A 12,318-nucleotide genomic window follows, 5' to 3' on the forward strand; every position below is an offset into this window, starting at 1 on the left:
TAGCGTTTTGGCTCTTTTCCTATTATGATGGACTTAAGAGAAAGTTGGAGGAGCAGATATGGAAAAATATGACTATATTATTGTCGGTGCAGGACCTGGAGGAAATGCACTAGCTTATGCACTCAAAGAGCAAGGAGCATCTGTCCTAATTGCGGAAAAGGATAAATGGGGCGGAACCTGTCCGAACTATGGTTGTGATCCCACAAAGATTATGATGGCACTTGTCGAGGCAAAGTACAGAGCAGAAAATCTCGTATCCGCTGGTTTACACGGTAATCTTAGAATTGATTGGCAAGAGATGCTAGCTCGAAAAAGAGCATATAGTGATGCCATTCCTTCAAGCACTAAACAAGGATTGAAAAGCGCAGGCATTGAAAATGTTTATGGCTCAGCAAGTTTTCAGACCGATGGACATCTAGATGTCGGGGGTAAGGCATACTTTGCGGATAACTATATCCTAGCAACTGGTGCACGACCAAGGGTTTTGGATATTCCTGGTAATGAGTATTTACTGACTTCCAATGACTTCTTAGAGCTAGAGGAGCTTCCCAAACGTCTTGTTTTCCTAGGTTCAGGTTATGTCTCACTTGAATTAGCGCAAATCGCTAATGCAGCGGGATCTGAGGTTTCTATCCTTACACATGGTGCACTAAAAATTAGAGGTTTTGCTGACGATTTTGCAACTTCTTATATTAAGCAATTACAAAAAGAAGGCATTACCTTTATCGACAACTTCTCTCCTGAAAGGCTTGAACAAACTGAATCAGGAATAGTAATCATTAGTGAAAACAATCGCAAAGCCACCGCTGATGGTGTTATTTCAGCAGTCGGACGTATTTCCAATATTGAAGACCTAAATCTGGACGCTGTTGGGGTAAAAACAACGCCTAAAGGTATCTTAGTCAATGAATTTTTACAAACTAATAATCCAAATATATATGCTATCGGAGATGCTTTAGATAAAAAGCAACCCAAACTAACCCCTGTTTCCGGTTTTGAGGCCAGATACCTTGCACGTTATTTTACACAGGATGGTCAAATTGAAGGTATCCAATATCCGGCCATTCCTACCGTTATTTTTGGATCCAGCAAGCTCGCCCAAATCGGTCAAACCCAAATTCTTGATAAAGAAAATGAGAAAAAGATAGATATGACGGGTTGGTACACCTATAAGCGCATAGCTGACCCTCTTTCAAAAATTAATGTTATTGTAAATGATAAAAATGAAATTCTTGGAGCAACACTGCTTTCGACCGTGGCAGAAGAACTTGTAAATATCTTGAATTTCTGCATTAATCAAGCTATTAATTTGGACAAATTTCAAAATATGATCATGGCTTATCCCACAATTGCCAGTGATTTATTCTATCTTTATGACTAAAAAGCAGAAAGAGCCAAGCCTGAGGCTCTTTTTTGTGTTTTTTTAATTAATCTAATAAATTTTAGTTTATACTTGACATATTTACAGCAAGCGATTACAATAGTTAAGTAATATGTGAGAACGTTTCCACATTATGTCACAAGGAGGTCTATTGGCTACAATCAAACAGGTTGCCTCGAAAGCTGGTGTATCCGTGTCCACTGTCTCAAGATATATCACACACAAAGGATATGTTAGCTCAGAAGCAGAAGTAAAGATAAAAAAAGCGATTCAGGACCTGAATTACTCACCTAACATCTCGGCTCAGTCTCTTAAGAGTAAAAAAAGTAACCTGGTTGGCCTTTTATTACCAGATATCTCCAATCCATTCTTTCCAATGTTGGCGAAAGGAGTGGAAGAATTTCTTAGAGAAAAAGGCTACCAACTGATTTTAGGGAATGTTAATGAAGATCGTGAAATCATTAAATCCTATCTTCAGTTTTTAGTTCAAAGCAATGCTGCTGGTGTAATCACAACGGTTGACTTTAAGGAAGAGTTTCCTGAGTTTGATTTACCAGCAGTAACCGTAGATCGCGTAGGTAAGAAAAGCGAATTTGGTGTCTTTGCGGACAACAGTCAAGGGGGTTTTCTAGCTGCCAAGGCTGTAGTAGAAGCAGGTGCGCAGCATATCGCAGTTGTTCGAGGTCCATTGACAACCGATAATACGAATGAACGCTTTAGTTCAAGTATTACCTACTTAAATCAAGCAGATGTGAACTATCAAGTTTTTCAAAGTATGAGTTATGATTTTTCAGAAATCCAAGCGGAAGCAGAAGAACTTCTAAAAGGGAAAGGAAGATTTGATACGATTATTTTGCCTTCTGATGTTCATGCAGTTGCATATATGCAGGAGATCCATCGACTAAATAAACATATTCCTGAAGATATCCAGCTGATTGGTTATGATGATATTTTGATGAGCAAATACGTTTCCCCCGCTCTTTCAACAATTCATCAACCCGCTTATGAAATGGGACACGAGGCAGCTCAATTAATTTATAAGCTGGCAAATAATCAGTCGATTGACCAAAAACAGATTAAACTTAAAGTTTTTTATGTTGAACGTGGCAGTACAAGAAAAATAAAGGAGAACGAAAATGAATAAGATTACAATTATTGGAAGTATCAATTTGGATACAACTTTGAGAGTAAGCAACATGCCGAAACCAGGTGAGACTTTACATGCAAAAGAACATTTTACTGCCGGTGGCGGTAAAGGTGCTAACCAAGCGGTAGCAGCAAAGCGTTCTGGCGCTGATACTTTCTTTATTGGCGCTATTGGTAAAGATGGTGCTGGGCAAATGATGCGTGAGCTTTTAGAGTATGAAGATATTGATACATCTGCTGTTCAACTTTTAGAAAGCCAGTCGACCGGCCAAGCCTTTATTACTGTGGATGATTCTGGAGAAAACAGCATTATGATTTTCTCAGGAGCAAATAATGCATTTACGCCTGATCACGTTGAAAACTCAAAACATATTATTACAAATAGCGACTTTTTGATTGCACAATTTGAAAGCTCCCTTGACAGTACAGTTACTGCCTTTAAGCTTGCTAAAGAAAATGATGTTAGAACTATTCTCAATCCCGCACCTGCGAGAACGGATATTCCACAAGAGCTCTTAGCTACAACCGATATCATTGTTCCCAATGAAACTGAAGCTGAACTTATAACAGGCATTAAAGTAGAAGACAATGATAGTCTAAAAGCTGCTGCAGATTATTTCCATAATCTTGGTATTGAAGCCGTAATCATTACCTTAGGAAGCAAAGGGGCTTACTACGATATCAAAGATGGCACAGCTGGTATTATTCCAGCCTTCAAGGTAGCAGCTGTTGATACAACAGCTGCAGGTGATACTTTCATAGGTGCCTTAAGTACCGTCCTAAAAGCAGATTTCAGTAATATTGAGGATGCTATTATTTATGGTAGCAAAGCTTCTTCCCTTACTGTACAAAGATACGGTGCACAACCTTCAATTCCCTACAAAAATGAACTGGATTAGGAGTATTTCAAATGAAAAAAACAAAAGTTATAAATTCTGATATTTCACGTGTCATTGCTCAAATGGGCCATTTTGACAAACTCAGCATTGGTGATGCTGGGATGCCAGTACCGAAAGGGACTGAAAAAATTGATTTGGCTGTAGATAACGGTATTCCAAGCTTTATGGATGTGTTAAATAACGTTTTAGAAGAACTTGAAGTTCAAAAAATCTACCTTGCTGAAGAGATAAAAGAAAATAACCCAACAGTTTTAGCTCAAATCATCGATCGTTTACCTGATACACCGGTCGAATTTATTCCGCATAACGATATGAAGGCAGAGTTGAATAATTGTCATGCCTTTATTCGTACAGGGGAAATGACACCTTACGCAAATATCTTACTAGAAAGTAACGTCGTATTTTAAAGACAAATAGGAGAAAAACAAAAACATGAATACAACAGCACTATTAATTGGCCTTGGCCCGCTTCTTGGTTGGGGGCTTTACCCAACAATCGTTTCAAAAATTGGTGGGAAACCCGTCAACCAAATTCTTGGTTCAACTTTAGGTACTCTAATTTTTGCCCTAGTTTTTTCAATGTCACAAGGCATTCATTTAGCTTCAGGCATGGATTTATTCCTCGGTATTTTATCTGGTATCGGTTGGGCAGCAGGACAAATCGTTACTTTCTACTGCTTTAGTTTGATTGGTTCTTCTAAAGTAATGCCAATTACTACAGCTTTCCAACTCTTAGCTGCTTCACTTTGGGGTGTCGTTGCTCTGGGAAACTGGCCTGGTGTAAGTGCAAAAATTTTGGGGGCTTTCTCTCTTATTCTTATTATCTTTGGTGCGAGCTTGACTGTTTGGTCTGAAGAAAAAACACCAGCAAGTACAGGTCTTTTGAGAAAAGTAGTTATTTTCTTAGCTATTGGTGCTATTGGTTATTGGGGCTACTCTGCTGCGCCTCAAGCAAGTAATTTGTCAGGTCAAGAAGCTTTTCTCCCACAAGCCATTGGTATGCTTTTGACCGCTCTTATTTACAGTATAGTTATCTCTTTCAAAGAGAAGACAAAAATGGCAATCTTTGAAAGTGTATCATACAAACATATTATCTCAGGTTTCTTCTTTGCTTTTGCAGCTTTAACTTATCTTATCTCTGCTCAACCTGATATGAATGGCTTGGCAACTGGATTTATTCTCTCTCAAACATCTGTTGTTTTAGCAACATTGACAGGTATCTGGTTCTTAAACCAAAGAAAAACAAAAAAAGAAATGCTTTTAACCATTATTGGGTTGGTCTTAATCATTATTGCAGCCTCAATAACTGTTACTATCTAAAGAAAAATACAGCGGTAAAGGCTGTATTTTTTATATTAAGATATGCTATACTTGAAGTAAGAGAAAGGAGCAATTATGCGAGTAAATAAGGAAATTGTAAGACATGGGGAGGCACTTGCTCTCGTCTGAACCATGTTGCCTCCCAATAAGTCATTAAAACTTTTTGGAGGAATAAAATTGAATACAAACTATACATTAAATACTTTAGGCTTTACAGAAAAATTTAAAAAAGAGGCCCTTAAATATCCAGATCTTTATCCCGGACGTGTGATTGAACAGATGCGTAATCAATACAACGTCGCTACTCAATCAGGTGAAGTCAAAGCAGAAGTATCAGGGAAATACCGTTTCGAAACATCAGAATCACTTGACTTTCCAGTAGTTGGAGATTTCGTTCTCTTAGATCGAGAAACAGATTCTACTGGACACGCGCAAATTCAGCGTTGCTTACCACGCTATTCAGCACTTATCCGTAAAGCAGCAGGAGAGACGCAGGAGCGTCAACTCATGGCAGCTAATATAGATAAAGTCTTCATTTGTATGTCGCTTAATGAAGACTTTAATCTCCGAAGAGCGGAACGCTATTTAGCTCTTGTATGGGAATCTGGAGCACTTCCTGTATTTGTATTAACCAAAACAGACTTGGCACAGGATGTGGAACAAAAACAAGCAGAACTCCAAAAGATTAGTTTTGGTGTAGATATTATTTTGACATCTTCGCAAACGGAGAACGGCTATCTTCCTTTACAGACCTATATCACGCCTGGAGAAACTCTTGTTTTGATTGGCTCATCTGGAGTTGGTAAATCAACATTGGTTAACGGATTACTAGGACAAGACACGTTAAAAACAAATGGTTTACGCAATGATGGTAAAGGAAAGCATACCACGACGCAACGTAGGCTATTTAAACTACCTTTAGGAGCTATGATGATTGATACACCAGGGATTCGTGAAGTTGGTTTAGATCAGGCTAACTTTAGTGAGAGCTTTTCAGATATTGAAGCTTTAGTGTCGCAGTGCAAGTTTTCTGATTGTAAGCATGGCAATGAACCCGCATGTGCTATTCAAGACGCTCTTGCACAAGGTGAACTTTCATTTGAACGTTTTTCAAACTACCAAAAGCTACTAAAAGAAACAGCTTATGCAGGTCTAAATAACAGAGAAATTGAAAGAAAAAAACTTGACACAATGTTTAAGGAAGTTGGTGGCATGAAAAATGCCCGTAAAGCACTAAAACAAAAAAATAAACGTTACTACTAAAGGAAAAGCACTGATTTTTACTCATCAGTGCTTTTTTATGATAGAAGCAATAAAAATATGAGCGCTTGCTTTATCTTTAAGACACAGTATGTTATACTAAAATTAATTTCTATATGAAATATAATCCTATAGAAAAAAATAAATATCATAACACAATGGGTACCGATAAAATAATCATTTTATCAGTTGAGAAAAACCATCAAACCTGCTCGGGTTAAGACCTGCGAAGGGATGTGTCATTACTACTTTTAGTTTATATAGCTTGATGTGGTATGTTTTTTGCTTTTCCCTCCTTGTGTTTACAAAGGAGTTTTTTTATGTCAACTTTAACAGAAATTCGTCATCAAAGACCTTTAATCTTGTGTCTTACGAATAGTGTTACTGTCCAAAGAGTTGCTGATCTTGTAAGTTTTTTAGGTGCTTCACCTTTAATGTCGTCCGAAAAGGACGAAATTGAAGATCTTCTTACACTTGCAAGTGCACTTGTTTTAAATACAGGTACTTTGAGACAAGAAGATGTACCACTTTTCATTGCAGCGGGACGTTTAGCAAATGAAAAAGGGATTCCTGTTGTTTTAGATCCCGTTGCTGTACACGTTCCTTATAGAAGTCAAGTTATGAAGCTACTTTTATCCGAAATCCATTTCGATATTATTCGAGGAAATGCTGCTGAAATTGCTTGGTTTGCTGAAGAAGAAGTAAAGAGTAGAGGGATTGACTCACTTGATACGACAAGCAGCAGTAATAATGCAAAAATTGCAGCGAAAAAAACAAATGCTGTCATTGTTCAGACAGGCCAAACAGATGTCATCACAGATGGAACGAATATGTATTATGTGAATACGAGTAGTGAACTTTTTGCAATAAATGTTGGATGTGGAGATATGCTAACTGCGGCAATAGCTACTTTTTCAGCTGTTAATCCTCACTTCCTTGAAGCTTCTTATGAGGCTGCTAAATTTTTTAGTGAATCTGGAATCCAGGCAGAACTACAAGTCAAAGAACTTCCCGGTGACTTTATCACTGCCTTATTAAATAATATCTATAGTAGTGCAAAGCAAGTGGAGGAAAATAATGATTGAGGTACCACAAGTTGTAACAATCGCTGGGATTGATTCAAGTGGAGGAGCAGGGATTAACGCAGATGTAAAAACTTTTCAAAGTCAAAAAGTATATTCGGCTACGATTGTTGTCGGTTTGACTGCTCAAAATACGCTGGGGGTGCAAGAGATTTCAAGTGTAGCGCCTCAGTTTATATTATCGCAATTTGATTCAGTGTTTTCTGACTTAGATATTTCTGCTGCAAAAACAGGGGCTCTGTTTGATGTAGCTCAAGTTAAAGCTGTTATCACAGGGATTCAACGCTATCAACCCCAACATTTAGTAGTTGATCCAGTGATGGTCGCGAAAGGAGGCGCCGTTCTTCTTTCAGATGAGGCTATCAGGTGCATAAAAAAAGAACTTTTCCCCTTGGCAGAACTCATTACGCCTAATCTTCAAGAAGCAGAAGTACTTCTAGAGCGTCCGATTTCAAGTGAGGAAGAAATCCGACAAGCACTTTATGATTTGCAAAGTTTGGGGACGAAAAATGTTCTCATTAAAGGAGGCCACTCAGCGGGCGAAACTGTTACAGATCTATTATTGACAGAATCCGGTGAAATTATGCGTTATTCTGCTTCAAGAATTGATACAAATAGGACACATGGGACAGGAGATACGCTTTCTTCATATATTACAGCTCATCTTGCACAGGGAGAAGAACTACTTGATATTTTGCCTCATGCAAAATCCTTTATCACAAACGCAATAAAAGAAAGTATTGATGTTGGTCATGGGCATGGACCTTTGAATCATTGGGTGAGTTACCATGAATAAAGAAATTCTAACATGTTATTTTATTGCGGGGCCCCAAAATTTTCCCGAGTTGTCTATAGAAGAAGCAGTTGAAAAAATCATTGAAATTCTTGAGGCAGGAGTTTCTTCCTACCAATTCCGTGATAAAGGTACAGTTTACAGGAGTCAAAACCAACGAATGGCCACTGTTTTAAAACTCCAAGAAGCAGCAAAGGACTTACATATCCCTTTTATTATCAATGATGATTTAGAGCTGGCCTGCAAAATCCAAGCAGATGGGGTTCACTTGGGACAACAAGATAGAGCAGTTGCAGAAGCGCGTGAAAAGCTAGGCCTCCAAAAATATATTGGGCTTTCGGTTAGAAATAAACAGGAACTTTTAGCTGCACAAGAAAGTGAAGCAGATTATCTTGGGATTGGTCCTATCTACCCTATAAGCAGTAAATCAGATGCTGCTGAACCACTCGGGGAGGAACAACTTTCTCAGTTGCTTCGTGTAAATGAAAAAGCAATCATAGGTATTGGGGGGATTACTGTTGAATCACTTAATCCACTGAGTCAAATGCCTTTAGATGGAGTGGCAGTCATTTCGCTTTTAACAAGAGCAACAAATCCACAAAATATCGTAAGAAAAATCCACACATTATTTTAGATAAAAATAGTGTTTATCATAAAAAGTCTCCTCTTATTACTTATTAGTAAACACAAAAACAAGAATGTTCAAATTACCCTTAAAAATAAACTTATGTTTTAGTATACTATAAGTAAATAAGACTAGTGGAGAAATCATGAAAAGGTTTATTGGACTAACTGTTATATCAATTATTTTTTGTGGAGGCTATTTTGCTTTCAAACATATTTTAAATACAACGGACTATTACGTCAGGGTTACTTTGGAGAATAAGATGGCCCCAGAGAGACAAACTCATGATGCAGAAAGTGAAAACGTCTATCTCTTCAAATCATCAAATAGTAAAGGAGAATTCAAAGATATATACTTACGTACAGAGCCATTACGTGAAGGAGTGTATATCATGGCTCACGTAAATCACGACAAGGTTGTACGTTGGAATATTGTAGAAGAAAGAAGTGTTCCGCCAAAGGCATTAGAGAAGATAAAGTTATAGGGTTAAATTTTAAAGTTATTCGTTAACCACATAATCTTGATTGTGTGGTTTTTCTAATTTTTTGCAATAATTGAGGTATATAAGTGTATTTGTGCTCAGATATTGGTATAATTAAGCATTATGACAAGAAAAAATATACTAAAAGCACAACGAATCGTAGTAAAAATTGGTACAAGCTCGTTGATTTTACCGAATGGGAAGATAAATTTATCAAATATAGATGAACTGGCTTTTGTGTTATCCGATATAAATAATAAGGGGTATGAAGTTATCTTAGTAACTTCAGGAGCTATCGGAGCAGGGTTAAACGTCCTTGGGATGAATGAACGTCCAAAAGATATTGCACAGCAACAAGCCTTAGCAAGTATTGGTCAAGTAGAGTTGATGAGTCTTTACACGCAAATGTTTCGTCGTTATTCTCAAAAAGTGTCACAACTTTTATTAACACGGGATGTTACCGATTTTCCACTGAGCTCAAATAATGCTGAAAATGCCTTGAATGCGCTGCTCTCTCTGGGAATCATCCCTATTATCAATGAAAATGATGCTATAGCTGTCGATGAAATGGATCATCAAACAAAATTTGGCGATAATGATAAGCTTGGAGCGATTGTTTCAAAGCTAGTGGATGCTGATTTACTCATCATGCTTTCTGATATCGATGGGCTTTATAATAAAAACCCCAATATTTATGATAATGCTAAAATATTTAAAGAAATCCATGACATTACGGATGAATTACGACAGATGGCGGGGGGAGCCGGGAGTCGTTTTGGTACAGGTGGGATGACCTCTAAGCTCGCCGCTGCAGAAATTTTGTTCGAAAACCAGCAGGAGATGGTTCTGACCAATGGTAAACGCATCCGTGAGATAAAAGATATTATTGCTGGACAAGAAATTGGGACATATTTTCACCAAAAAATTGAGAAAGAAGAAGATGTATGATGATTGAAGATTTAGGAGTAAAAGTCAAAGCAGCAAGCAAAGAAGCAGCAAAACTATCTGCTGCAACAAAAAACAACTTTCTGCTTTTCCTAGCAGATACTCTCATTCAAAACACAAGCCGGATTATTTCTGAAAATGAAAGAGACTTACTTAAAGCCAAAGCACATGGTATTTCGGATATTATGGTAGATCGTTTACGATTGACGCCAGAAAGAATTTCGGATATGGCACTTGGCTTACGTCAAGTGGCTGACTTGCCTGATCCTATCGGACAAGTTTTACAAGGCTTTACAAATCTTGACGGACTAAAAATTGTCCAAAAACGAGTGCCGCTTGGTACGGTTGGGATGATTTTTGAGAGTCGCCCAAATGTGACAATTGACGCCTTTTCACTTTGTTTTAAAACAGGGAATAGTGTTCTCTTGCGCGGTGGTTCAGACGCCATACATTCTAATACAGTCCTAGTTGAAATTATTAAAGAAAGCTTACGTAAGCAAGGAATTAACTCCAGTACCGTAGAGCTTCTCACGGATACTAGTCATGAAGAAGCTGAAAAGATGATGCAGGCTGATCAATTTTTAGATGTGCTTATTCCGCGTGGCTCTGCCCGATTGATTAATCGCGTAAAAGAAAAAGCAACAGTTCCTGTTATAGAAACTGGAGTCGGAAACTGCACTATTTATGTTGATGAAACTGCTGATTTAGAGATGGCTACAAAAATAGTTGTTAATGCTAAAACACAACGCCCAAGTGTTTGCAATGCTGCTGAAAGCCTAGTCGTGCATGCGCAAATCGCTGCTGAATTTTTACCTAAATTGCAGGAAGCTTTGAAAAAAGTACATGAGGTTGAGTTTAGAGCGGATGAACGTTCCTTGAAAATTCTCCAAGCTTGTGATGGAAACTTAGCAGTTGCTGCTCGCGAAGAAGACTTTGGTACAGAATACTTAGATTACGTTATGTCAGTGAAAATAATCAACGATTTGGATGAAGCGATTGATCATATTAACCGTTACTCGAGTCGTCATTCAGAAAGTATCGTAACTAAAGATTACTTTAATGCCCAAAAATTTCAAGAGGAGATTGATGCTGCAGCAGTGTATGTAAACGCATCGACACGATTTACAGATGGCTTTGTTTTTGGACTTGGCGCTGAAATCGGAATATCCACTCAAAAACTTCATGCACGTGGTCCAATGGGACTAGAAGCTTTGACTTCAAGTAAATATCTAATTGACGGAAATGGTCAAATCCGTTAATATTTTTAACTAAAGAACGGTCTTTTAGGGCCGTTCTTTTATTACAAAAAAGTAAGGAAATAGTTGGGTGAAAAAAGATAAAATAGAAAGAAAAATGAGTGTATGAGTTGGAGATTTCTTAGCTCAAGAGAATAAACCTTGCTTTTAAATATAAGGAGTGCATATGAAAAAAAGGGCGCAGGAGAGAAAGAAAGGAATCGATATGTTAAGTGTGACATTTTTTGTTTTTATTGCCGCGGTAATTGGAGTTTTAGGTGTTGCTTTATATTATCAACAGACCAAGGCAAGCCCTGGTGAGCCAAGTACGCGCGTGATTAAAAAAACGGAAGAACAACTAAAGTCAGAGCTTACGATTTACCCAACACTGTATGTTACTGGCTCAAGTGGCAGTCCTAAAAACAATATCAGTCATTTAGTTCAAGCAGTAACCAATAAAAATAATGCCGCAAAACCAGGCCTCACTGTAATTGCGGAAACAGGAAATAAATATAAATTAAAAATTACTGGAAAAATTGATGCTAGTAATAAATATCCAGCTATTGCTGTTGGGACAGATCATGGAACAAATGATCACGAAATCTATCAGTATGCGATAAAAGCTACAATAGAATATCTAGCGGCACACTATAATGTCCCTTGGTATAATATTGTGGGCTATTCTTCAGGTGCAGGTGGAGCTATGCAATTTTTGATCAATTACTCGCAAGATAAAAATTTACCTCCTGCTAAAAAGTTTGTTGCCTTAGATGGTGAATTTAATCGCAAAGAAAAGTTAAGAACCAACGAGTCCATGGAAAGCCTATATCAAAATGGACCTGAAAACAAAAGCGCTGATTATAACTATTTTGAGAAAAATTACTCAAAAATGGATAAAGACATCCATGTCTATCTCATGGCTTTAGATACGCCTATTGGATCTGATTTTGATGGTGTTCTTCCTTGGTCGGATCTCTTTTCTGTTTATAACCTCTTTGAAAAAAATGGCAATATAACGGAAAAATTCACCTATACAAATAGCCCAGGAGAACGATATTCTCATGGTTCGATTTGTAAAATGCCTGCAGCACAAGACTATATCGAGAAGGTTTTCTACCATTCAACTTAACTTACCAAAATGTAAGTTTACA

General features: G+C 37.7%; 13 protein-coding genes and 1 riboswitch. All 13 genes read left to right on the top strand.

Annotated elements, in window-relative coordinates; genetic code table 11:
* Positions 1-58 precede the first annotated feature (58 nt).
* The 13 genes from KJS37_RS05830 to KJS37_RS05890 all read left to right on the top strand — a co-directional run bounded on the left by KJS37_RS05830 (position 59) and on the right by KJS37_RS05890 (position 12,296).
* Positions 59-1,381, top strand: a complete 1,323-nt coding sequence (locus tag KJS37_RS05830; RefSeq protein WP_213496325.1) for a dihydrolipoyl dehydrogenase family protein — start codon at positions 59-61, stop codon at positions 1,379-1,381.
* Between the two features lie 151 nt (positions 1,382-1,532).
* Positions 1,533-2,525 (top strand): LacI family DNA-binding transcriptional regulator, encoded by a 993-nt coding sequence (locus KJS37_RS05835; RefSeq protein WP_213496326.1) that lies wholly within the window; start codon positions 1,533-1,535, stop codon positions 2,523-2,525.
* Positions 2,518-3,426, top strand: a complete 909-nt coding sequence (gene rbsK / locus KJS37_RS05840; protein ID WP_213496328.1) for a ribokinase — start codon at positions 2,518-2,520, stop codon at positions 3,424-3,426. Before KJS37_RS05835 ends, rbsK begins: the two co-directional genes overlap by 8 nt.
* 11 nt (positions 3,427-3,437) lie before the next feature.
* Positions 3,438-3,833 carry a D-ribose pyranase gene (rbsD, locus tag KJS37_RS05845; RefSeq protein ID WP_213496330.1) on the top strand — a complete coding sequence of 132 codons (396 nt, stop codon included), beginning with the start codon at positions 3,438-3,440 and terminating at the stop codon, positions 3,831-3,833.
* Positions 3,834-3,858: 25 nt separating this feature from the next.
* Positions 3,859-4,746 (top strand): ribose/proton symporter RbsU, encoded by an 888-nt coding sequence (rbsU, locus tag KJS37_RS05850; RefSeq protein ID WP_165712172.1) that lies wholly within the window; start codon positions 3,859-3,861, stop codon positions 4,744-4,746.
* 177 nt (positions 4,747-4,923) lie between these two features.
* Complete coding sequence (gene rsgA / locus KJS37_RS05855) at positions 4,924-6,009, top strand: ribosome small subunit-dependent GTPase A (RefSeq protein WP_213496332.1); 1,086 nt, start codon at positions 4,924-4,926, stop codon at positions 6,007-6,009.
* Between the two features lie 145 nt (positions 6,010-6,154).
* Positions 6,155-6,258, top strand: a riboswitch (TPP riboswitch).
* A 68-nt stretch (positions 6,259-6,326) separates the two neighbouring features.
* Positions 6,327-7,091 (top strand): hydroxyethylthiazole kinase, encoded by a 765-nt coding sequence (thiM, locus tag KJS37_RS05860; RefSeq protein WP_165712174.1) that lies wholly within the window; start codon positions 6,327-6,329, stop codon positions 7,089-7,091.
* On the top strand, positions 7,084-7,884 hold the full coding sequence (gene thiD, locus KJS37_RS05865; RefSeq protein ID WP_165712175.1) for a bifunctional hydroxymethylpyrimidine kinase/phosphomethylpyrimidine kinase: 801 nt from the start codon (positions 7,084-7,086) through the stop codon (positions 7,882-7,884). The genes thiM and thiD overlap by 8 nt, the downstream gene beginning before the upstream one ends.
* On the top strand, positions 7,877-8,515 hold the full coding sequence (thiE, locus tag KJS37_RS05870) for a thiamine phosphate synthase (protein WP_213496334.1): 639 nt from the start codon (positions 7,877-7,879) through the stop codon (positions 8,513-8,515). Before thiD ends, thiE begins: the two co-directional genes overlap by 8 nt.
* 136 nt (positions 8,516-8,651) lie before the next feature.
* A complete protein-coding gene (locus KJS37_RS05875; RefSeq protein ID WP_213496336.1) occupies positions 8,652-8,990 on the top strand; it encodes a YxeA family protein in 339 nt (112 codons plus the stop codon).
* Between the two features lie 120 nt (positions 8,991-9,110).
* Positions 9,111-9,935, top strand: coding sequence for a glutamate 5-kinase (proB, locus tag KJS37_RS05880; protein ID WP_213496338.1), 825 nt, complete (start codon positions 9,111-9,113; stop codon positions 9,933-9,935).
* Positions 9,935-11,191, top strand: coding sequence for a glutamate-5-semialdehyde dehydrogenase (locus KJS37_RS05885; RefSeq protein WP_213496566.1), 1,257 nt, complete (start codon positions 9,935-9,937; stop codon positions 11,189-11,191). Before proB ends, KJS37_RS05885 begins: the two co-directional genes overlap by 1 nt.
* Positions 11,192-11,354: 163 nt before the next feature.
* A complete protein-coding gene (locus KJS37_RS05890; RefSeq protein ID WP_213496339.1) occupies positions 11,355-12,296 on the top strand; it encodes an alpha/beta hydrolase in 942 nt (313 codons plus the stop codon).
* Positions 12,297-12,318: the final 22 nt, after the last annotated feature.

Origin of the sequence: Lactococcus formosensis (genome assembly GCF_018403745.1) — a bacterium.
Taxonomy (GTDB): Bacteria; Bacillota; Bacilli; order Lactobacillales; family Streptococcaceae; genus Lactococcus; species Lactococcus formosensis.

Coding starts and splice junctions, on each gene's coding strand:
- KJS37_RS05830 (WP_213496325.1), top strand. CDS start 59: ATGGAAAAATATGACTATATTATTGTCGGTGCAGGACCTGGAGGAAAT.
- rbsK (WP_213496328.1), top strand. CDS start 2,518: ATGAATAAGATTACAATTATTGGAAGTATCAATTTGGATACAACTTTG.
- rbsD (WP_213496330.1), top strand. CDS start 3,438: ATGAAAAAAACAAAAGTTATAAATTCTGATATTTCACGTGTCATTGCT.
- rbsU (WP_165712172.1), top strand. CDS start 3,859: ATGAATACAACAGCACTATTAATTGGCCTTGGCCCGCTTCTTGGTTGG.
- thiM (WP_165712174.1), top strand. CDS start 6,327: ATGTCAACTTTAACAGAAATTCGTCATCAAAGACCTTTAATCTTGTGT.
- thiD (WP_165712175.1), top strand. CDS start 7,084: ATGATTGAGGTACCACAAGTTGTAACAATCGCTGGGATTGATTCAAGT.
- thiE (WP_213496334.1), top strand. CDS start 7,877: ATGAATAAAGAAATTCTAACATGTTATTTTATTGCGGGGCCCCAAAAT.
- KJS37_RS05875 (WP_213496336.1), top strand. CDS start 8,652: ATGAAAAGGTTTATTGGACTAACTGTTATATCAATTATTTTTTGTGGA.
- proB (WP_213496338.1), top strand. CDS start 9,111: ATGACAAGAAAAAATATACTAAAAGCACAACGAATCGTAGTAAAAATT.
- KJS37_RS05885 (WP_213496566.1), top strand. CDS start 9,935: ATGATTGAAGATTTAGGAGTAAAAGTCAAAGCAGCAAGCAAAGAAGCA.
- KJS37_RS05890 (WP_213496339.1), top strand. CDS start 11,355: ATGAAAAAAAGGGCGCAGGAGAGAAAGAAAGGAATCGATATGTTAAGT.